The organism is Halobacillus dabanensis (assembly GCF_900114165.1).
GTDB classification, from domain to species: domain Bacteria; phylum Bacillota; class Bacilli; order Bacillales; family Halobacillaceae; genus Halobacillus; species Halobacillus dabanensis.
The window spans coordinates 531,547-553,888 of record NZ_FOSB01000001.1; the positions used below are offsets into that span (position 1 = coordinate 531,547).

The window sequence follows — 22,342 nt, forward strand, 5'->3', positions numbered from 1 at the left end:
ATGATAGCAGAAATATTAATTTAAGAGGAAAAGATACTTAAGTCTTCAAAATATAAATTAAAATTTTCATGAAAAAGGGTGTAATAAATGAAATTCGTTTTTGACCTGGATGGAACAATCTGTTTCAAGGGGCAGCCGATTGCCAAGTCGATACTCAATTCTCTTTCAGAATTAACCCGAAGAGGGCATGAAGTAATTTTTGCTTCTGCTAGACCGATTAGAGATATGTTGCCAGTAATAGATGAGGAGTATCATCCGTACACAATGGTTGGTGGTAATGGTTCCCTTATTTATAAAGATAAAAAAATAATTTCTTCAAAAGCATTTCCAGATGAAGTTGTATTTGAGATCAAAAGTCTTATAAAAGAATTTGATGCTACATATTTAATTGATGGAGGATGGGATTACACCTATACGGGACCCAACAACCATCCAATATTACAAAACGTTGATCCAAATTGCCTGGCGGAATCAGTGGGTATTGATAGATTAAATCCAATAATTAAAATATTATTCCTAACCTCCAACAATTTTGAGAAACTAGAGAAAAAACTAACCCAGCTCAATGTGTTCGTCAATAAACATAGAAATGAAAATATGCTTGATATCAGCCCTAAGGGGATAAATAAATGGAATGCACTAAACGAATTGGGAGTAAAGGAAAATGATTATATTGCATTCGGAAATGATTCAAATGATATTCCAATGTTCGAGAAAGCTTTACATACCGTAATGATAGGTAACCATAAAGAATTATCCCCTTTTGCAAAAGAAATCATTGACAATGAGAGTGGAATAGAACAAGTTATCGTAGACAAAATTACCAAGTTATCAATGGATTATAGTGTTAACCAGATGAGTTAATAAACGGATTGACTTTTAACTAATGGGTGTTTAAGTAAAGGACATTTTAATACCCTTGTGAGCTGTGTATAAGATCCTTGCACTTATTGTTGGCAAACAGATTGATTAAAGTGTTAAAAGAGAGATGGGTTGTTTCTAAATAGATTTATCTTGGAATCAAGTCTTTCTGTATTGGGGGCGATTGTTCAATAAGAGCAATCGCTTTTTTGCTAACGGGCAGGTTTCTGGAAGACTCAACTACAAAATAACAGGTTTAAACCTCTAAATTCTTGTAACCTCCTCACTTAGGTTAAGGTTAGGCTGGCAGCCAATTAGAAAGGGGAATATAAGAACAACAATTACTTTTTAGTTTTCAGCATTTATAATACCTTTTTCTTATCTAAAAAAATACTGTCCTTCCCTTTTTTTACATATATATGAACTGAAGAAAGGGGGAGGATTTTTGATGAGAGAGATTGAAAATGAAAATCTAAGATACCCAAAAGATATGATTCGTATTATAAAAAATGGATTAGAAAAAAAGTCACACCCCAAAAAAGTACTTATTATAGGAGGGGGGATGGCAGGTCTTGTTGCTGCCTCATTGCTTAAAGAAGCCGGTCATCATGTGACCATACTAGAAGGTAATGATCGTATTGGAGGAAGGGTTTATACGGTGAGAAAACCGTTTACTTCAGGGAATTATTTAGATGTAGGGGCAATGAGAATTCCCGACAATCATGCATTGGTGTTTGAATATATAAGACGTTTTCAATTGCCAGTTAATCCTTTCATTAATTCCTCACCTGTCGATTTGATTTATGTAAATAATGTTTTAACTACGAGAAAAATGTATGAGGAAAACCCCGATATTTTAAACTTCCCAGTTAATGAAAATGAAAAAGATAAAACGGCCACTGAGCTCTTTCTAGAGGCTACCCAACCATTTCTTGAACTTTATTCAAATAGTACTCCGAAGGAACAGGAGAGATTAAAAGCCCAATACTCTGAATATTCCATGGGAGAGTTCCTTGAATTTAATCCTATTGGTAAACCTTTGTCGAAGGATGCCATAAGGAGTATAGGTGTCTTATTAGGACTTGAAGGGTTTCCGGAGTTTTCATTTGTGGACATTTTGACTGATATTATATTTCCGATTTTTAGTAAAACGGTTAAGTTCTTCGAGATTGACGGAGGGAATGATCGATTACCTTTATCCTTTATGAAGGAGCTGCAGCATAATATTCATTTGAACCGGAAAGTGGATAAAATATACCAGCTAGACAATGAAGTGAGGATACAAGCAATAAACCCTAAAACTGGAAGATGGCACCATTATGAGGGGGATTTTGCAATCGTTACAGTCCCTTTTTCAGTATTCCAATTTATAGATGTCTTTCCTTATCATTCGATATCCTTTGAGAAATGGCACATTATTCGAGAACTTTTAAACCTCCCTGCTGTTAAAATTGGTATAGAATTTAGGCATCGTTTTTGGGGGAAGGCAGGGGTAGGAAATGCCCTAACGGACCAACCCTCAAAGTTTTCTTATATTCCAAGTCATAAGATAGGGTCAAGTGGTCCAGCGGTTTTATTGGGAAGTTATAGTTGGGGATACGATGCGATTCTTTGGGCTAGTTTACCTTATAATGAGCTGGTTCGCGAATTGCTGGATGATTTAGCCCGAATCTATGGCAATGTTGTATATAGAGAATACATGCAGGCCTTTTCATATAACTGGGGCTTGAATCAATTTTCCGGAGGGGCTTTTACTCTCTTTCTTCCCGGCCAAGCGGAAAATTTTTCTAAAATTATACGTCAACCTGAAGGTAGGCTACATTTTGCAGGAGAGCACACTTCTTCTTTTCATGGATGGATAGAAGGGGCAATTGAATCAGGCATAAGAACAGCTAATGAAATTAATGAAAAAGACTGATTTGATGTTGAATAATAATGTGGATGTAAACTATATTAGAAGTTGATTTATCCATAGAAGATAGGGAGAAGCTGAATTTTATACTCTTAACATTGCTAAAATAACGGGAGATCTGGGTAAATATGACAAGCTGGTGAATAAATTGTTAATAAATATAGAAAATGAGGATGACAAGGATGAGTTAAAAAGAAAGTTTCCCCTTAGCTGTGAGGAGGAGTAACAGAATGCAAAAAATAAGAGTTAGATGGAAGACATTCCTTGTTTAGTGTTCTGTGAGAATATAAGGCGCTAAAGAAATAAACGGCAAGTGATACACCGAAAGGTAAGTTGTAAACAAACAGTGATGCAACTATTTACATCTCAATATAAAGAAAGAAGCACAAGCTATAAACTCGTGCTTCATCTTTATATGTTTTTTTATGAAACTTTAACCCAGTGAGCCGCTTCGTTGCTTGAAGGAGAAGGTGGGAATTGTTCCCCTTCTTCTAACTTGATTTCCGTATCATCATTTTCGGTAGATCCACCACTGACAAGGCTATCTACTTTATATGTTCCACTTTGTTCTGCTTTTTCTCCAGTTTTGTAGGTCTGCTTATTGTTAGACATTGGACTCCACCTCCGAATGAAATTTAGAAAGACTTTTTTCTCTTTCTATATTAAATAGATTACCGTTTAGGTTTACCTCTAAACATAGAATCTTATTGGGGAATTAGACCGTTTTTATTAGTTGATATGAGCACCTACTGAAAATAAAATGCTACTCACTTCCCTGTTACTTTTTTATCGTGTCTCAAAGTAAGGAGAAGCATTACAATACTAAAGATTGTAGATATTATAGTGCTGGTAATGTGTAACCCTATAATTACATTTAACTTATTATTCAAATTCTTCACTCCTTTTTCTGCTTATTATGTACTAAATAACAAACTATTATCAATGGGATTATATTTAAGAGTACACAGCTTTTGCGATGGGGAGATAAACAATGGGAGAAACAGCTGAAATGCAGAGAGGAAAACAAATGCTATCTTACACTGTATCGCAAAGGGAGGTTGTTAAGAGACCCAATAAGGTACTTACAAAGAAGGAAGTAGATGATTCACCTGGAAATATGTGCTTTATGTAAAAATTTTATACAAAAAAGCCAGAGAATCCCTGGCTCGGTTAAAAGATGGAGGAGTTGTTTATTAAATCCTCATACGCCTAAAATCTAAAGGACAATTTCCAGATGATACCCACTTGTGTAAGATAGTAAAGACTAATTTTGGGAGGGAAATACATCATGGAAAACGAGCAGCATAGTGAACAGCACCTTGCATGGCATGAAACACTTGAGATACATGAACTAGTGGCATTCCAATCGGTAGGATTAATGAAATTAAAAAAAGCTTATCAGAATATAACAGACCCCACACTACAACAGCTATATACCAATGCAATAAATGGGTTAACCAAAAACCTTGAGGAATTAATTGCATTTTATCCCATGGCTCCAGGGTATCGGGCGGATGAAAATCGTAAAGGAGATATCCCTTTTTATGCCGGTGATTTACTTGCCTTATTTAAAACAGGGATTAGGAATTATGCAATAGCTATTACAGAAACAGCAACACCGGCGCTAAGGAATGTATTAAAAAAACATCTGAATAACGTTATCGACATTCATGCTGAAGTATACACTTATATGTATAGGACTGGATACTATCCTTCCTATGATTTGAAAGCTCTATTAGCCAATGATTTAACACTTGCACAAAACGCAATAGAAAAATAAATACACGGTAACAAAAAAGCTCTGGCATCATGCGGGGCTTTTATTTGTGTTTCAACTCTTTTTTACCTTACTCACTTGTTCTTTCCAATCTGTTAATATCTTCGATTGCATCACAAGCCCCCATAGAGGTGAGTTTTTTGAGCCTTAAGAGGTTATGTTTTTCTTAAGTAGATGGAAGTTTATTAATAGGCGGTTATGACAAAGATAATACAGAAAGAGGTGATAAAATGTGATCCATAATGTGATTTTAGCTTTTGTATTGCCTTGGACTTTTGGTATATTACACCTTTATAGAAAAGATAAAAAGGTAATTCCCCTAATCGGATCTATATTTAGCATAATGGCATTTATAATCAATGAAATGGGCTTATATTTTGGATTTTGGGAGGTGGCTCCTTTTCCAAAACAGAAAACATTATCTGTGATCCCTTTTAATATGGGGGTTTATCCCATTTTGGCAAGCTACCTCATATTTTTTATTAAGTGTAAAGGGAATCCCTATATAATCATTCTTTTAATGACTTTGTTCACTACTGCACTTGAATGCATATATGTATTATTGGGGAGAGTAGTGTATGGGAATGGATGGAATCTCTTATATACTTTTATCTCCTATTTGATACCATACATTATAATATATCAGTATCACTTATTTTTAAGCCGTTTTATGTTTGCAAAGTAAACTTGTTGGTAGAAAATAATTTTTAGGGATAGCTTTGAATACAGGCACTCCCTTTGTTTCGATTAATAGTCCATTTGATTTAACGTTGAATGGAGAATAAGTGGCTGCAAAGAATAAAATGAACGATGAATGAAAAAATAGGATGGTCGTGACAATACGACTATCATAAAACTATTTCGAAAAGTAACGAAAGAAAACGATAAATAAAGGAGGAAACAGGATGTCCTTAGAAAAAGAAGAACGAATTATTATCCCTGACGAGAATGGAGAAGAACACTTATATGAGGTATTGTTCACATTTGATTTAAGTCAAACAGAAGAAACCTATGTGTCGGTAGTGCCTGCCGAACAAAACGAAGACGAGGATGAGGAAGTAGAAGTATTCACTTTTCGCTATGAGGAAAAAGCGAATGATGAGGATGAGCTTGCCATATATCATATCGAATCCGATGAAGAGTGGGAATTGGTCGATGAAAAGCTGAGAACTCTAATAAATGAGGAATCCATTTAAGAATGAAGCTTACGGTTTTAATCCGTAAGCTTTTTTTCTTTCCAAATATTTAAAAATATGTTTTTCCAACCTACTCTTTAAGGGATTTAAGTATATTTAACAAGGGCTCTACCAAAAGGAAAAGCAGTTGAATGCTCAAGGTTGGTTAATATTTTTCAGTTTAAAGAATATTTTGGGACCGATTAAACGAAGAAAGACGATGGTAAAATGAAACAGTTAACTAGAGTTGTGCCTGGACATGAAGTACTGATTGATAATAAGAGTCGGTTGTACCAAATTTAAACCGTTCAAAGATTCGAGTTAATAGCACGCATCACCAGGCTATTGACGAACTCCTTTCACTTTAAACCAGTAGCCTTCCTTCCAGCTGGCTGGTGTGATGGAATCCTTTGAAGGAAATCACCAAAACCTCACTTGATCTAGTGGCTAGTGAAGATCCAAGTTTGGCGCAACTATTTAAAGAGTTTGTAGCTGGGTGTCCAAATGAGATAAAATAGTTTATTGCTTAGGGAAAACATAAGTTGTGAGGATGGTGAGGATGTTGGGATTAGAAAAGGTGAACTATGTTTGGTATGCAAGTTTTGGTTCTAATTTAAATAGGGATCGATTTTTATGTTACATAAAAGGTGGTAAGCCTGAAGGATCAGATAAAGTGGAAGTAGGCTGTAAAGACCCAACTCTGCCTATTGGGGAAGAAACCTATATTATGCATTATCCATTGTACTTTGCAATGGAATCGGATCGTTGGCAACACCAAGGTGTGGGATTTATAGGGTTGAAAAAAGATAAAAAGCAGCGCACTTATAGTAGAAAGTATTTAATAACGATAGAGCAATTTAAGGATGTCGTTAAACAGGAGAATAATGGTGTCCCACTGGATATCGATTTAGATGAAATTATGGAGCAGGGGTATAAGACAGTAGAAGACTCATGGTATGGAACCATTTTATATCTGGGTGATGAGGAGGGGTATCCAGTTCTCACTTTTACAGCTAATTGGGATTTAGATGTACCATTTCATCACCCGTCGAAAGAGTATCTAAGTATGATCATTCATGGTTTAAAATCGACATTAGGGCTGGAAAATAAGGAAATCATTGATTATCTCAGCTCAAAACCAGGAATAGAGGGTTATTACGGAAGGGATGATATTGAGAAGTTAATTAAATAACTATCAGACACCTGTTTTTTCCAATATGGCCAAAATGACTTGGCCTGGGGGGAACCGCCTGCTGTATTTAGGGATGCCTAATACTTTGATCGGAAACATTTATTCTGTAAATGCCATTGGTGAATCCCGAATAATGATTATGATGACTTCTCAAGTAAAGAAACGAGCCAAACTGAACTTTGTAAAAATGATATATTATCCCACACTTGATTAAGGACGCTTTGCATAATGTCATACCTATTGAAGTGTATTTTTACTGGCAAAAAGAGGCCCTAGAGGCCCCTTCATGTAATTAGTCTTTATTATCCCGACGGCGCAACCCAAGTAACCCAGCTAAACCGATCAGGCCAATCCAGCCCCAATCGGTATCATCATCGGTGTTATTGTCTGTTGTAAGGTTTGTAACGTCCTCATTCACGTCATTTCCAATATTATGAACATCATTGTTCCCGTTGTTGTTATTCTGCTCACCTGTGTTTGCTAAAACAGACCCACCAAAAATCACTGAGGCTAAGGTAAAAGAACAGAGTAAGTAAGTCACTTTTTTAATCATGGATATCTTACCTCCTTAGTTTGAGTTCAGGATTATATTCTCTCAAATAAAGGGAAATATTCATTTACTTTTAGAAAAGTATGATAGGTGAATTGAAATAGAGAATGATTTAGTAGTAGGTAATCCTAAAATCAGCCGAAAAAGTTGTGATTAGTAATCATAAGGCAAGTAATATTTCAAACTCTGTATGACTGAAATGCTAGAAATATGGGGATGGTACCAATTTTATGGGCCTAGGGTACGTTGGTGAAAGAACACTGTAGAAGTTAAAACGACCAGGAGCTACGTGGATCTGAGAAGAAAGTATTGTGGTAACCGCCTGAGAAAAAACTTCTTAGAATTAATTATGATTAGATGAAGTATGAAAAAGCGGACTAGAAATTCCTACTGGATAAATGGTAATATATATGCGCTCTGTTTTATTAAATAAATTCGCGAACGAGTTACTTACAGAGCAATCCCCACCATCAAAAGAAGGTGGGGATTTTTCTTGTGTGCCCGCCATGGGTATAAATTTTAGGGTTCAAGTCCCGAACGGCGCGTTGTAGCCGCTATTCATAGGCAATGGTGTCCAGGATGACTCAGCCCTGAGGAATACGAATCTCATAGAAGGCTTTCAGTCTGGGATGAAACTGTAAAACAAGACAGAGTCACAACGACCAAAGGGATAGGCAGTAAATGGGACAAAGATATGGAAAGGAAGTTGATCCTTTAACCAGAAGGTCGGATGGAAAAATCCGAAAGAATAGCTGAAAACCTAATTTCTGAAAAATGACAAGTTTTGAAACTAATTTGGATATGAATCGTATGTGTAATAAGAGGAATTTCAAAAATGGTGAAAGAAGATTACGGAATTTCTATAGGAGGTTGTGAATCGTTTATGAATAAGGGAAACCAGCATAAACCGTTCAATGATGCGATAGCACATAAACAAAATATAGAAGGTTATCCTAAAGCGAACGGAGGAAAACTGCCACTACCAATAAAGCTAATTGGATATTTTTTGTTTGGAAGCTTTTTCTTAATGATTTTAATTGGGTTTATAGGAAATATTCTGTTCAACTAAAGGCGGGATAGAGGACTGTGACTACCGCTTATTGTGCTAACGGGCATCATTGAGTTAGAGTGGGGAGGTATGATAGCGATAAAATAATACGGATTCAATTTGATAACTAGGAGGTCTGGTTTGGGGACGGCATTGATTTTCATATGTATTATATTAGTAGCTTCCGTACTACAGACAAGTACAGGTTTCGGTTTTTCCATAATGGCGACACCTTTCTTGCTGTTGTTATTCCAGCCACAAGAAGCTATACAAATAAATATAATTTTATCTTTAATTATCTCCATATCACTAATTTGGAAAATAAGAACGGACATTGATTTTATACTACTAAAAAGGTTTACTTTAACAAGTATAGTTGGTGTCTCTTTTGGTATTATATTTTTTATTTCCATTAACATTAGCATCTTTAAATTAGTAGTCAGCATCCTTCTCTTAATATTAACCATGTTACTGATGTGCAATTTTAAGGTTGAACCAACAAAATTCAGGGATTACATAGTTGGTGGGCTATCAGGGCTTTTAACGACAAGTATCGGTATGCCAGGACCTCCGTTGTTGCTTTATTTTACAGGAACTGATACTGAAAAAGGTAAGTTGAGAGCAACAACTTTAACTTTTTATCTGTGGATATATTTCATTAGTTTAATTACTCAAATAATCTTTACTGGAACTAATAAAATCATATGGGAATCAAGTCTATATGCGATTCCAATAGTGTTTCTCGGTTTATTTATAGGTCAAGTTCTTTTCAAATGGCTTAATCAACGGATTTTTAGATTATTTACATATATCATTTTGAGTTGTACAGGTATTTTTCTTCTTATTGAAAGTTTGAGTTCGTTATAGCTAAGGTTTGTTAACCTGAAGGGAGCGAGAGCTGAATACCAATAAGATGATTTTCAGCTCTTTATTTTTCGATAATCGGGAAGTTTAACATGATTATTGGTCATGTTATATAGAAAAATTTGGATTGAGTGTCTCTAATCGCTTTGATCGGTAACCTTTAAGAGTATTTAAACAACCGAAGCAGTTATATCGTGAAAATAATTATTTCTTATTCTTTGTTTTAGAGAGCTTATGTTTATCAATCGTCCCAGGCGGTTCTTCAAGCCATCCGTTACGTACCATGATATCACCGCCATCTTTCGCATACCGGGCAATTTCCACGGATAAACGTTCATAATTTACCATAAGATCATTCCTTTGACTTGCTGCTGCCGCGGTTGAATAGTTACCTGCTCCAGCCCCACTTAATAATCCCATGTGAAAAAGGATAAGCTTATCTGAAAATGGTGGTGTAGTGGAATCTGTAATGCTAACATCCGATGAAGCAGGAGCTTGGATGTCGTTATCCAAAAGCAGTTTCGTAAATATCTCAACATGTTTTTTTGAAATGTCCGCTCCTCGTAACAACCATTTTTGAACCTCTTCATTCGGGGATGTTTGAGCAAAACTAAGTGCTAGTTTATTACCTATCAAGTTGGTTTGGACATTCATGAACAGATGAGATATTTCCACTGTATTCAGTGGCCTTTGGTTTCCGAGCAGAGCATACCCATTGAAATACTTTTTTGATTCTACAAAATCCGTTTTTGTTGGATATTCAACATATGGCGCTCGAACAAATAAACCTTTTGAGAGAAGTACGTTTGAACTATTGTCGTATAAATCAGAGGTTTCCTTTAGTCCTTCCATAAAGTAGTCCCTTATATCTTTTCGAGCACTCATCGCGATAAAGCTGCTATAAGCAAGTAATCCTACTTTAGCCATATGATTGATATAGGTAAGTATAAACATGTCTGTATATAGTCTAGGAGCATTTAGATTTAAATCCTGTTCCTCCGTAAAACCAGTAGGGATGGGTAAACCTTCTTTTCTGAAAATATCAGTTAATTTCTCTACATGGGTCGTTGAAAGATCATAAGAGAACTGTATAACAGATCGAATTTCTTCATCTTCTGCATGTTTTAAAAAATGGCTCAATATACAAATAGACATAGTATCATTCATATACGAAGTCCAGATAGAACTTAATTCAGAAGAAGTTAGCATCGTATGATTTTGAGTCATAAAGGGCTGCCTCCAATGGATGATTTTTCAGTTAAATATATTCTTTACAAAAAAGGCTATATTATCCAGATGAAAGTTAGATTATCCTGGGTTGGGTTTTCCAAATAAGTGATTATTGTCCAGCAGGGGATAATGGATCCTCTTTATATTTGTAAATCATTGAAACTATATAGCAAGACAATGTTGTAGTTGGATTACCATTTTAAAAGCTGGTTTACGTGATGAACCTTATAATAGTGTCACCGAGGATAGCGAGAGAATTAATGAACATTCTGAATTACTGGCGAGAGTTCGTGTGAATTTTCTCCATGTCGAGTCCTGAATAATTGGGACGATTGCTTAATAGAGCAACTGACAGAACAGGATCAATGGAATAAGTACAAGGGGTTTTTTTAATGTCCAAAAGCAAGGTGTTTTTCATTATTGCAATTTCAGCTATTACTTTGATGGGTTGTTCCCAGAGCAATGAAGGAACTTTTCTTCTTGGGGATATAAAGGAAATCAACGAAAAAAGTGGGGATATGGAAATCGGAATTGTAGGATCGTTTACAGTTGGCGATGCAGAATCCTTTACAGAGTCCTATCCATTTGAAAAGAAACCAAATGCACTAACTATACGAGTTTCCAATCCACAAGAATACGAGGAAGGACAAAAAGTCCAAGCAAAAGTTATCAAAAAATATGAAGAAGATGTATGGGATTTAGATAAGTTAGAATTTGAAGTAGAAGAGGTAACCTAGAATACTAATCTAATAGCTCCCGTCAGGAACCAGGTATGTGGTGACATAAAGTAAAATGTAATAACTGGATAAACGGGTCTGCGAGGTGATAAGGATGAAAATAAGTGTGAATAAGATGCCTAGGAAAGATATCATACTCGGTTTGATATTTATTGTAGTTCTATACATAACCTTACCTTATTTCGGAATCGACAGTTTTTCTGTAGTGTTAGCTCTGATAAGTATAGTGGAATGGGGGACAAAATATATACTTCCTTGGATTGTCTTATACTGGGGAGTGAGGTTAATAAAGAGACTGGAATCAAAGTAGCTTATTAGCCTAAGTATCAAACATATAATTTACATTAATCTTAATATGGAGTGTTCTTTAAACAGGGCGATTGGTCAATAGGATCAATCGCTTTTTCGCCCAGAGTACAGAAATGTTAAAAAAGATGATCACTGAAACTACATAAATGTTATACTTTGGAAAATATTGTTCAGGAGGATGGTTCGAAATGGAAATTGAATTTCTTGGAACAGGTGGTGCGATAACTATACCACGACCACTTTGTCATTGTAATGTATGTTCAGAAGCAAGAAATAAAGGGATACCATTTAGTAGAATGGGTCCAAGTATATTTGTCCATGGGCCAGATTTATTGATAGATACACCAGAAGATATTTACCATCAAATCAACCGTTCTACAATTGAGGATGTCAAGGGAGTTATATATTCTCATTGGCACCCGGATCATGTAATGGGAAGAAGAATTATAGAATCTTTAAGTGCGGACTGGATTAACCATCCTCCTCAAAATAAGAAAATAGATGTTTATATCCCAGAACAAGTAGATATAGATTTCCAAACATTTCTTGGTAGTAGTGACCATTTAAACTTTTTTGAATCACAGGGGTTTGCTGACATAAATCGACTAAAAGATGGAGCGAGTTTATTCTTAAATGATACAAAGGTTCTTCCGTTCAGGTTGGCGGAGGATTATGTTTATGCTTTCTTAATGGAAAGCGACAATAAAAAAGTCCTTATAGCTATGGATGAGTTGAATAATTGGAAACCACATGAAAGTGTAAAAGGTGTGGACCTTGCTATATTACCAGTGGGTATATTTGAATTTCATCCAATAACCGGGGAAAGATTATTACCTGAAGACCATCCTGTTTTTCAGGAGGAAGCGACATTTAATGAAACATTAGAAATTGTAAAATCTCTTGAAGCTAAACATGTAATCCTAACACACATCGAGGAACCAAATGGGTTAAGTTTTAGCGAATTTAGAGAGCTGGAAATGAAATTGAAAAGTTCTGGATTGAATGTAGAGTTTGCTTATGACACGCAATTGGTAAAAGTATAATTAAAGCTGACAGGTGCGACTAGGATTTAAGGCCATTATGTTTTAATCACAGTAGATCGAAATTAATTTTTACATAAACGGGGGCGATAGTTGCATTGTCCCTCTACTTATAAAGCAAAGGAGCATGTTATTGAATCGTCGCTTTTACTCAAGTTGAAAGGGAGATGTATATTGATCCGTTCATTGTTACCTATAGTAAGTTTATGTTGTATTTTATTACTGACCGCCTGTATAGGGGAAGATTATGACTTCTCTCCCCCAACGATGACAGTATCTTATTCTCATCTAATGAACATTGAAACCTATGAACTTAAGAAAGCTTCCGTGGATTGGGAAGGGGCGGACCAGGACTACATAGAGACAGTGGATGACTTCCAATCACTTGCTATGGACCAGGAGGAAGTTGACGTCAATGCTGATTCTGAGGGTTCTTTTATATTAGGGCATGGTGACTTTGAATTAAAAGATCTTCAACTATCCCTATGGCAAAACAGTGAAGAGATTGAATTATATGTTAATCAATCCAACGAGTTTCAATTCCCGGATAACAAAGGAAATTACACCCTGGAAGTGAACCTTTTTACTGATAGCGGAAATGTTCAGTATGTAGGGAATGTTAATCTTAATTAACACTATTCGCGATAGGAACTAGTAACCTAATTAAAAGTTCTATATGAGGGGATACGAGTGAAGAACCACCTAATCCAAGGCAAACTCATACTCAACTGGAGAATTTGTTGAAGGAACTGACCCCTTATTAGCCATGATGATCATGAGTATCACCGACAATACGGGGATGTAAGTGATTTCTGTTATCAAAGATAGAATATTAATTTCAGGATTATTGAAAGAATTTGAACCCCCCTGGAAAGAATTTAGACTCTCCGAGGGGGGGTCTTTACTATTTTGTTAATTTTTGGGAAAGGGGATAGACACCGAGACTTTGGACTATTAGCGAAATTAATACGGCCGCAAATCCTAACGACAATATCATATCTACTTCCCCAGAGCCTTTAGATTGAAGGTTCAATATGAGATAGACCGACATGGTTCCCTTTAAACCAGACCATGTAAGCAAAATTGATTCTCTTGAACTAATCTTATTTTTCCAGTGGGGAAAAATCTGAGTAGTTCCGAATATAATTAGAAAACGTATGACCAGAGAAAGCAAAAAGATGATCAGGGCAAAACCCCAAGCGTTAAATACAAGGTATTGAGCAGACTGAATGCCAATTAATAGAAAAATCAAAGATAATACTGTCAGTTCAATAATATTCCAAAATCCATCCAACTTGTCGCGCAAGTTATCCTCTTTAATGGATCTCCCGAATTCAAATGAAAGCATAATTCCAGCGAAAACAGTTGCCAAGACACCAGAGAGGTGTAACAACTCTGCCAGATTGAAGACCCCGAAGGCTAAAACAATAGAGAGCATAACTTGATATTCACGGTTATGGGTGAAATGAACTGCCTTACTGACGAGCCATCCAAATAATACTCCGAGAAGAATACCTCCAAGCGACACGACCAGGAATTCTCCAAAAAAGGAAAGAAGCCCGGATGATTTTCCTTTGGTCAACATTCCGGCCAGAACCGTAAATATTACAATGCTCGTCCCATCATTGATTAATGATTCTCCTTCTACCACATCCGCCATTTTTTCATCACCAGTTGATTTCTTTAGGATTGATGTCACGGACACTGGGTCTGTAGGCGTCAATATTGAAGCAATCATTAAGGCGCCTATAAATGATAACGAGACAAATGGTCCACTGAGCGCGAAAATAGTGGCGCCAAGCAAAGCTACCGTTAGCATGATACCTATGGTGGCCAGAAAACTGATAATACCCGCATTCTCTTTAAATCCCTTGGCTGGGAATCTATAAGCAGAGGAAAATAGCAAGGGAGGAAGGAAAATATGGTAAATCATATACTTGGTTACTTCCAGCGATGTAAAAAATGGGATGAAGGAAAGACCGATTCCAAGGATCAATAATACAGTTGGAACTGGAAAATTCTTTTGCTTTTTATCAATAGTAAAAATAATATATCCAATGAATATTAAAAGGATATAGGCCATTGAGTGCAAATTAACAAACCTCCTTCCATTGATATATATGCCATGAACAGGGTGTAGTTCAAGAACTATAATAATGGATTATCCGTTATTCCAATGTATAAAACTTCAATAATTTAAAGGAAAGTAAGATGGGGAAATGGTGGAAAGTTGAATGATATGCTCTATGGAAGTTTAAAGCTGGATTAGGAAGTGAAAAGTATCACGGAATGGGCCTGTTAGGGGAAAGGAAAAATGTACAAGAATCAGGATTTGCTTATGGAAAAATGCTGGATAAATATTTTAAAAGGTAGGTGATGAACCATTTTCAATAAAATATTTATGCAAATAAAAGAATATAAGAAAAAAACACCAAGGGAGAAAAAACTTAAATTATATGCTAACCTTTGGGCCACTCCAATTGCCTATACAGGGGCTTCTATTTTACTTTTTTTTCTTAGCCACTCTTGCAGATTTACAAATGGATGCAGGAGACCATCTACCTAAGGTCATAACCATACAATATCAACTGACGCAGACAATACTCAGTACATTGACTGCAGGTATTCTTTCGTTGACTACTTTCACTTTTTACGGCGTGCTAGCTGCATTGACAACATTTTCCGTGCAGTTTTCGCCGCGAATTTTAAAGAATTTTATGATGAATTCAGTAACCCAAAGGACATTAGGGATCTTTATTGGAAGTTTTCATTATATACTACTATGCTTATTGTTTATTAATAAAGAGACCAGCTTCTTTTTCATTCCGATTCTAGCAACCGGTCTTACAATGACATCTATGGTCACATTTATTATTTTTATTAATCATATCGTGACATGGCTCCAAGTATCCAATATGACAGACGATATGAAAAATGAGTCGGTTATCACCGCAAAAAAATTCTTAGAAAAAGAGATCAATAATTATATAGTAGAAAACCCGGAGTCTATAAGACATCAAATACCTGAATCTGATACTCAAAGCCAAGCCATTAAGGTAAATAAATCAGGTTATATTCGGACCATTAATTATCATGCACTTCTTACACAAGCAGAAAAAGATGATATAGTAATTCAACTGGAATATAAAGTAGGTAATTATGCTTTCCAATCTACCCCATTATTCAAATATTGGAAGAACAGAGAAAACACCATTGATGAATCGAAATATAATGCGTTGTTTGAAATAGGAAAAAATCAAAGTGAAGTACAAGATATAGAATACAGTTTAAATAAATTAGTAGAAATAGCCATAAGAGCTATAGGGAATAATGATCCTAAAACTGCGACGCGAACGATCTATCAAATTGGAGATTTATTGATCGAGATTTCGAATTTAGCGGTATTTACCCCATACTTGACCGATGACAAAGGAGATTTACGGCTGATTATCCAAAACATGGTTTTTAGAGATTATCTTTATATTGGTCTAGCTTCCATAAGGCACTATGCACGGAAAAATGTAATCCTTACTGTGGAAATATTAAAAGTTCTAAATGCTATAGCAGAAGTAGAGAAATTGAGTCATAAGGATACGATTTGGGAATTTGCCGAGTATACGACAAGAACATTAGAAGTTGACTTTATCCATAGCTTAGACAGGGAAAAGTTATATTTTACTCTCTTAAACATCGCTAAAGTAACAGGACATCAGGATAAATATGAAAAGCTGGTGAATAGAATGTTAACAAATATAGAAGATGAGGAAGACAGGGATGAGTTAATAAGAAAGTTTCCCCTTAACAGCGAGCAGGAGTAACAAAATGGTGAGAGTTATAAGGAATCCAGGTAGACACCTTTCTTGCAGAAGTAAGCAGGCATAAACCTGGTTACTTCTGTTGAACACTCCAATGCATTCTTGAATGGGTGTTAGAATTAAGTTTTTGTGCAAGCATATGTGCGGTATAAAAATCATTAAAGGTTTTCTTCACACGGCTGTTTGATTTTTTTAAGGTTTCCGTTGCGCCATTATTTTTACGGACGATAATATACATTTCGGTTACCCCTTTCTTCAATTCAGCCCTCTTTTAACTACTTTTTATCACAAAACTAGATGAAAAACTTAAATGTTTTAATGGTTTAACTGAACTGTCATTAACTTGAAAAATATATTATCCTTTTTTCACATAATAACCACTGCTAAGGAAACTTTGATACAGGGTCTTTAGAAGAAGGTTTATATACGAGCTTTTAAATATGGAAAGGTATTCCCTGTTTCTGATTTTTATAGTAAGTAATTGCTCTTTTGAAGAGGATGAGGAATGGAAAAACAGCCAAGCGTTAATTTCGGCTCGGCTGTTTAATGAGGGATTTTCCTAACAAAATAAGACGAAAAATTTGAACGCACTATTTATGAAAGGTTATTCCAACCCATCTTTATTTGGATGTTGCAACTTCTAATGCAATGGAAATCATTTCATTAAATGTAGTTTGTCTTTCTTCGGACGTAGTTTCTTCACCAGTGAATATATGATCACTGACGGTTAAAATGGATAAGGCGTTAACACTATATTTTGCTGCAAGAGTATAAAGGGCGGCTGTTTCCATTTCAACGCCAAGAACGTCATATTCCGCTAACTTTTCAACTAGTTCCATACTATCTCTATAAAATACATCGCCTGTAAATACATTTCCAGCTCTAGCCTGCAAACCTTTCTCTCTGCTCGCAACGTATGCCTTGTTTAACAGGTCAAAGTTCGCACATGGGGCAAAATTAACCCCCGGAAAAGAAAGTCGGTTCATATTAGAATCTGTACATGCAGTCATAGCTAATAGGACATCTCTGACATTTACATCCTTTTGTATTGCACCACATGTTCCTACTCGGATTAAGTTCTTTACCCCGTAATTATGGATTAATTCATTTACATAAATAGAAATCGAAGGGATACCCATCCCAGTTCCCTGTACGGATATAGGTTTACCATTAAATGTCCCTGTAAAACCTAACATTCCGCGTACATTGTTATAGCAATGGATGTCCTCTAAGAACGTTTCGGCAATATATTTGGCACGTAGCGGATCACCTGGCAATAGAATATCTTCTGCAATTTCACCCTGTTCAGCTTCAATATGAGTACTCATAAGTCGACCATTACACCTTGGATTGAAATCAACCCGATTGTAATGGTGTTCACCTCCCTAACTTTGCTATTTTAAAAAAAGTACACCAAAAAATTTCCATACTTATTTCATCACTTCATTGCTTTTAACCAAAGACATCGATTTGAATTCCCCCTTTAATAGTTGAAATTGTGATCGTTCCTAAAGCTGAGAGTATAAAAAGGGGGCCAACTATTGTATTTGATTCCACAGAAGCTAATACATTTCCTGACAAGAATACAAATCAACTACACAATTAAGCGCTTACGTTATACCTTTGTGATAGTTAATAACACGGGTGCTGCAATCGAATACATGAGCGGAAATGTCGTGATAAGAAAACCCGTTCTTCCTGGATTGATGCCTGAATCACCTGATATCAAGTCTGATGTTCCACCAATAATCGGTTCGGCCATCCCTACAACAAGCGAAGCGATCTATAATAAATAAACATGTTTATCCATATATCGCTTTACCCTCCTTTCTATTTAGGTTACCACTACAATGGTAACCTAAATAGAAGGGCTAAACAATCATTTTTTTCTGATAGAAAAGAGATTGAAAAACATAGAGTTGTTAACAATCCAGGAATTTATAGTTTGTTGAAAAAGTGTCTGAACAAAAATTTGGAGAAAGAATTACGTGGACTAATAAGATATCCTGATCATACTTCTAAGTACTTTTAGATTGTTAAGTGGTATTTTAAAATGGCGGAATAGAATCATGTTATTTTTTTATAATGCAGGGATAATTCTTTTTGAGAAAAAATCTACAACGTGGTTAATGATTTCGTACATATTATGTATTTTTAAATGGACTTGAAGAGGAGAAATATATAAAAGAAGAAGGTGGAAATTGAATGAAGAACCGGTTCCGTGTCGGGGAAGTGGCCAAGCTATTCCAACTCTCACCCTCGACACTTCGTTACTATGATGAGATTGGGCTTTTCCAGCCAAAATATACAGATACTGACACTCGTTATCGTTACTATACCGTTGAACAATTCGCCGTACTCGATACGATCATCTTTTTGAAGAAAAACGGATTTTCCATGAAAGATATCATGCAGCAGCTGGAAAATCGTACTCCTGAGAACACGAAAGGCCTGCTGGAACGAAAGCTTGGTGAAATCGAGGAAGAAATGGAGCGGTTGAAGAAGGTTTCCGAGGAAATCAAAAGTAAGATTTCTACCATCGAGGAGGGACTTTCCCTTAGCGCTACCCCGTCGTTGGTGTATCGCTGGTTTCCGGAACGTGCGATTTCTTACCTGTATAATGATACGCCGATCGATTTGATGAAAGAATCGGAGGCTTTGATTGTAAAGGACTTAGAGGATCTCTCATCAGCCGGAGTCGGTTATGATGGATTTTTCACAGGCGATTTTGGGGCTGCTGTCGAAATAGATAGCCTCAACAAAGAAGGATCTGTAAAATATCAGTCCGTCTTTGAATTGCTTCATCATGAGAAGGAAGGTTTAAAGACATCCTATCTGGATTCGGGGATGTACGCTTGTTATCCCCATCGCGGACCATATGAAACGATCAAATCCAGCTACTCTTTTGTCATAAAACGTGTACAGGAAGATGGCTATCGAATAACAGGGGCCCCAGTCGAAATAGCATTGCTCGATGAGTCAGTCATCCAAGACAAAACAGACTATATTACTTGGATTCAAATCCCCGTTAGTGAAAAAGATTGACCTTCAAGTTACTTGAAGGTTTATACTTTCTCTTGTAAGAAATTGCAGGAGGAATAATCAATGAATGGAACTCATGAAAGTTTAAAACATCAACCAGTTAAAAAAGTATTTGTTCAATATTTAGTTCCATCTTTATTAGGGATGATGCTGATGTCGGTGAACATCCTGATCGATGGAGTCTTTATCGGTAACGGGGTGGGATCTGAAGGGCTTGCTGGAGTCAATCTTGCTATGCCAGTGTTCTCGCTGATTTTCTCAATCGCCCTGTGGATCGGTATCGGTGGTGGTACAATTTATTCGATCCGTATTGGAGAGGAAGATGTGGTAAAGGCGAGAAGCGTATTCTCGTTAGCGGTTGCCAGTTCATTGGTGCTTTTACTTGTCATCGGGGTCATCGGTTACTTTAACATAGAGTTAATTGCGAATTTGCTTGGCGCAAACGCCTCGACACTTCCTTATACTACCGACTATTTGATGGTTTTGTTTTTATTCGGTTGGCTGATTTCTGTACAGCAGCTGCTCAGCATTTTTGTGCGTAATGATGGTAGCCCGACTTTGGCGATGGTTGCTCTCGGCTTTACTGCAATCGTAAATATTGGCTTGAACTATTATATGATTTTCATCTTAGAACTAGGTGTTTTTGGCGCAGCGCTTGCCACGGTTCTTGCAAGCTTCTTAGGGTTACTCGTTCTCTTACTCCATTTTTTCAAAAAACACTCGAACCTGAGGAAGCTTTCCTTCCAATGGTCATGGAAGACACTAGGGAGCATTTTCACCATAGGGTTCCCGAGTTTCCTTGCAGAAGCTGGAGTTCTTGTCTTTGTTGCCGGTTACAACCTGGCGATTGTTGGCTTGCTCGGTACGGAAGGAGTCGCCGCTTTTTCGGTCGTCAATTATTTGCATGGCTTCATGTTTCTAACATTCTTCGGCATTGAGTCAGCACTGCAGCCGATGATCAGTTACTATCACGGTGCAAAAGAAAAAATCCGTATCAAAGAGAGTGTGAAGATTGGTGAGAAGGCAGCATTCACGCTTGGGGGAATCCTCCTTATCACCGGTTTGCTTGCTGCCCCATTGCTAGTTTCGCTTTTTGGATTGGAATCAGAAGAAGTTCGTAAATTGGCAGTTCAGGGAATTAGGCTGTTTTTCGTCGGTTATCTTTTCCTTGGTTTTAATTTCGTTTACATGACTTATTTTCAGTCCATTGGAGAAATTCGTCCATCGATCATCATCATTCTATTAAGAAGTTTTGTTTTCATCTTGGTGCTACTATGGGGGCTGCCAAAACTTGCAGGCATCGCTGGTGTCTGGCTCGCACTTCCACTTGCGGAAATGATGGTTTCGGTGCTGCTCTTCCTCTTCACCAGAAAACACGTGGTAAGACAAACGTTATAAAGGTGCTCTCTTTTTATGATCTGTCAGTTTATTTCTTTTTAGCTTCGATAGCTGCTCGCGCTATCGAAGAAGTTTAGAGAATATGGTATAACCAAAAACACAAATAACTTACTTTATAAAGGAGGACTTATAGTTTTGGTTGCTAATTGTATTAAATTTTACGAATTTGGAAGACCTCAAGATGTATTAAAAGTGGAAAGCATTGACATTGAACCACCAAAAGATGATGATGTCCTTGTCCGCATGGTTGCTCGCCCTATCAATCCTTCTGATTTAATACCAATTAGAGGGTCTTATTCTCATCGAATATCCTTACCGAATATCCCTGGCTATGAGGGGGTTGGAATTGTAGAAGATGTGGGGACTTCCGTATCTCCAAATCTTATTGGTAAACGTGTCTTACCCTTAAGAGGGGAAGGGACATGGCAGGAATATGTTAAGACAAAAGCAGAATTAGCAGTTGTTGTACCACATTCTATTGATGATTTTACAGCTTCACAGATGTATATAAATCCAATTACAGCGTGGGTTGTATGTACGGAAGTTTTAAAGTTAAGAGCAGATGATGTTCTATTGGTAAATGCTTGTGGTTCGTCCATTGGGCGTATCTTTGCTCAATTATCAAAGGTGATTGGATTTCGTTTAATTGCTGTTACAAGAAATAATAAGCATACAGATGACTTACTTCGACTAGGTGCTTCTGATGTGATTGATACTTCGGAAAACTCCTTATATGAAACAGTTATGGAATTAACAAATGGACTTGGTGCTGATGCTGCGATCGATTCAGTTGGTGGGGTGCCTGGTACGAATTTAGCTTTTTCTGTTCATCCTAATGGTGTTTTTTTAACGATAGGCCTATTATCGGGGATACAAGTTGATTGGCGAGTAATTAAAAATAAGGCGAGAGTGAATGCAAATATTTTTCACTTGCGGCATTGGAATCAAAATGTTTCACCTGAAAGATGGCAGGATACTTTTAATCATGTGATGACATTAATAAATGATAGAAGATTACATTTACGAAGTGTATATTCACAATAAGACTTATCACATGTAAAAGAGGCAGTTCATGTTGTTGAATCTTTAAATAATATCAATGGTAAAGTGTTTTTGAAGGGTTAAAAACTTCTTAACTAGCTAGTGCGTTTCAGGGGGGCTTAGTTTTGTAAATCTTTTAGTAGTAATATTAATAGGCTTGGCGGTTTTAGCAGCAGGGTATATTCTGAAAAAAAGATGGATTAAATTCCTATCTATCATTCCATTTGCGTTTGCAGGTTGGGAAATTACTCGTCAAAGCTTTATGTAAGATTGTTAACAACGGTTCATTAGTATAAGGATTTGCTTCCATGTATGAGTAGTATGGGAGTAGCAATCGTTGAATGAAGACGA

At 36.5% G+C, this 22,342-nt stretch carries 21 protein-coding genes and 1 pseudogene; 16 read left to right on the forward strand and 6 right to left on the reverse strand.

Going from position 1 to position 22,342, the window contains the following annotated elements; genetic code table 11:
- Window positions 1-87: 87 nt before the first annotated feature.
- On the forward strand, window positions 88-864 hold the full coding sequence (locus tag BMZ58_RS02760) for an HAD-IIB family hydrolase (protein WP_075035000.1): 777 nt from the start codon (window positions 88-90) through the stop codon (window positions 862-864).
- Between the two features lie 445 nt (window positions 865-1,309).
- On the forward strand, window positions 1,310-2,779 hold the full coding sequence (locus tag BMZ58_RS02765; RefSeq protein WP_075035001.1) for a flavin monoamine oxidase family protein: 1,470 nt from the start codon (window positions 1,310-1,312) through the stop codon (window positions 2,777-2,779).
- Between the two features lie 417 nt (window positions 2,780-3,196).
- On the opposite strand, the gene BMZ58_RS02770 is transcribed toward BMZ58_RS02765, so the two are convergent.
- Complete coding sequence (locus tag BMZ58_RS02770) at window positions 3,197-3,385, reverse strand: YjzC family protein (RefSeq protein ID WP_075035002.1); 189 nt, start codon at window positions 3,383-3,385, stop codon at window positions 3,197-3,199.
- Between the two features lie 676 nt (window positions 3,386-4,061).
- On the opposite strand from BMZ58_RS02770, the gene BMZ58_RS02775 reads away from it, so the two are divergent.
- From BMZ58_RS02775 to BMZ58_RS02790, 4 genes are all read left to right on the forward strand, one after another.
- Window positions 4,062-4,553 carry a spore coat protein gene (locus tag BMZ58_RS02775; protein ID WP_075035003.1) on the forward strand — a complete coding sequence of 164 codons (492 nt, stop codon included), beginning with the start codon at window positions 4,062-4,064 and terminating at the stop codon, window positions 4,551-4,553.
- Window positions 4,554-4,794: 241 nt separating this feature from the next.
- Entirely contained in the window at window positions 4,795-5,235 is a 441-nt protein-coding gene (locus BMZ58_RS21560; protein WP_279626114.1) for a CBO0543 family protein, read from the forward strand.
- 220 nt (window positions 5,236-5,455) lie between these two features.
- Window positions 5,456-5,746: a DUF1292 domain-containing protein gene (locus tag BMZ58_RS02785; protein ID WP_075035005.1), complete on the forward strand. Its 291-nt coding sequence runs from the start codon at window positions 5,456-5,458 to the stop codon at window positions 5,744-5,746.
- 538 nt (window positions 5,747-6,284) lie between these two features.
- Window positions 6,285-6,917 (forward strand): hypothetical protein, encoded by a 633-nt coding sequence (locus BMZ58_RS02790; protein WP_075035006.1) that lies wholly within the window; start codon window positions 6,285-6,287, stop codon window positions 6,915-6,917.
- Window positions 6,918-7,209: 292 nt separating this feature from the next.
- Here the strand turns inward: BMZ58_RS02790 and BMZ58_RS02795 are convergent, their stop codons facing one another.
- Entirely contained in the window at window positions 7,210-7,470 is a 261-nt protein-coding gene (locus BMZ58_RS02795; RefSeq protein WP_075035007.1) for a WGxxGxxG family protein, read from the reverse strand.
- An 832-nt stretch (window positions 7,471-8,302) separates the two neighbouring features.
- Here BMZ58_RS02795 and BMZ58_RS02800 point away from each other — a divergent pair.
- A complete protein-coding gene (locus BMZ58_RS02800) occupies window positions 8,303-8,536 on the forward strand; it encodes a hypothetical protein (RefSeq protein WP_244151475.1) in 234 nt (77 codons plus the stop codon).
- 120 nt (window positions 8,537-8,656) lie between these two features.
- A complete protein-coding gene (locus tag BMZ58_RS02805) occupies window positions 8,657-9,382 on the forward strand; it encodes a sulfite exporter TauE/SafE family protein (protein WP_075035008.1) in 726 nt (241 codons plus the stop codon).
- Between the two features lie 201 nt (window positions 9,383-9,583).
- Here the strand turns inward: BMZ58_RS02805 and BMZ58_RS02810 are convergent, their stop codons facing one another.
- Window positions 9,584-10,606 carry a DUF3231 family protein gene (locus BMZ58_RS02810; protein WP_075035009.1) on the reverse strand — a complete coding sequence of 341 codons (1,023 nt, stop codon included), beginning with the start codon at window positions 10,604-10,606 and terminating at the stop codon, window positions 9,584-9,586.
- Window positions 10,607-11,001: 395 nt separating this feature from the next.
- Between BMZ58_RS02810 and BMZ58_RS02815 the strand changes: the two genes are divergently transcribed.
- From BMZ58_RS02815 to BMZ58_RS02830, 3 genes are all read left to right on the forward strand, one after another.
- On the forward strand, window positions 11,002-11,346 hold the full coding sequence (locus tag BMZ58_RS02815; protein WP_075035010.1) for a hypothetical protein: 345 nt from the start codon (window positions 11,002-11,004) through the stop codon (window positions 11,344-11,346).
- A gap of 497 nt (window positions 11,347-11,843) precedes the next feature.
- Window positions 11,844-12,698, forward strand: a complete 855-nt coding sequence (locus tag BMZ58_RS02825) for an MBL fold metallo-hydrolase (RefSeq protein ID WP_075035011.1) — start codon at window positions 11,844-11,846, stop codon at window positions 12,696-12,698.
- A 264-nt stretch (window positions 12,699-12,962) separates the two neighbouring features.
- Window positions 12,963-13,328 carry a hypothetical protein gene (locus tag BMZ58_RS02830; RefSeq protein WP_083412484.1) on the forward strand — a complete coding sequence of 122 codons (366 nt, stop codon included), beginning with the start codon at window positions 12,963-12,965 and terminating at the stop codon, window positions 13,326-13,328.
- 271 nt (window positions 13,329-13,599) lie between these two features.
- Here the strand turns inward: BMZ58_RS02830 and BMZ58_RS02835 are convergent, their stop codons facing one another.
- The gene (locus tag BMZ58_RS02835) at window positions 13,600-14,778 is read right to left on the reverse strand and encodes a cation:proton antiporter (protein WP_075035116.1); all 1,179 of its coding nucleotides are present in this window, start codon (window positions 14,776-14,778) and stop codon (window positions 13,600-13,602) included.
- A gap of 373 nt (window positions 14,779-15,151) precedes the next feature.
- Here BMZ58_RS02835 and BMZ58_RS02840 point away from each other — a divergent pair, with 373 nt between their 5' ends.
- Entirely contained in the window at window positions 15,152-16,513 is a 1,362-nt protein-coding gene (locus BMZ58_RS02840; protein WP_075035013.1) for a DUF2254 domain-containing protein, read from the forward strand.
- Between the two features lie 70 nt (window positions 16,514-16,583).
- On the opposite strand, the gene BMZ58_RS02845 is transcribed toward BMZ58_RS02840, so the two are convergent.
- A complete protein-coding gene (locus tag BMZ58_RS02845) occupies window positions 16,584-16,769 on the reverse strand; it encodes a hypothetical protein (RefSeq protein WP_075035014.1) in 186 nt (61 codons plus the stop codon).
- A 361-nt stretch (window positions 16,770-17,130) separates the two neighbouring features.
- Window positions 17,131-17,838, reverse strand: coding sequence for a purine-nucleoside phosphorylase (gene deoD, locus BMZ58_RS02850; RefSeq protein ID WP_075035015.1), 708 nt, complete (start codon window positions 17,836-17,838; stop codon window positions 17,131-17,133).
- Between the two features lie 297 nt (window positions 17,839-18,135).
- Between deoD and BMZ58_RS20965 the strand changes: the two genes are divergently transcribed.
- The 4 genes and pseudogenes from BMZ58_RS20965 (at window position 18,136) to BMZ58_RS02870 (ending at window position 22,075) form a co-directional block, all read left to right on the forward strand.
- Window positions 18,136-18,306: a hypothetical protein gene (locus BMZ58_RS20965; protein ID WP_167360013.1), complete on the forward strand. Its 171-nt coding sequence runs from the start codon at window positions 18,136-18,138 to the stop codon at window positions 18,304-18,306.
- 409 nt (window positions 18,307-18,715) lie between these two features.
- Window positions 18,716-19,555, forward strand: a complete 840-nt coding sequence (locus BMZ58_RS02860; protein ID WP_075035017.1) for a MerR family transcriptional regulator — start codon at window positions 18,716-18,718, stop codon at window positions 19,553-19,555.
- Between the two features lie 60 nt (window positions 19,556-19,615).
- Window positions 19,616-20,950: an MATE family efflux transporter gene (locus BMZ58_RS02865; protein ID WP_075035018.1), complete on the forward strand. Its 1,335-nt coding sequence runs from the start codon at window positions 19,616-19,618 to the stop codon at window positions 20,948-20,950.
- A gap of 135 nt (window positions 20,951-21,085) precedes the next feature.
- Window positions 21,086-22,075, forward strand: a pseudogene (locus BMZ58_RS02870) (zinc-dependent alcohol dehydrogenase family protein).
- Window positions 22,076-22,342 lie beyond the last annotated feature (267 nt).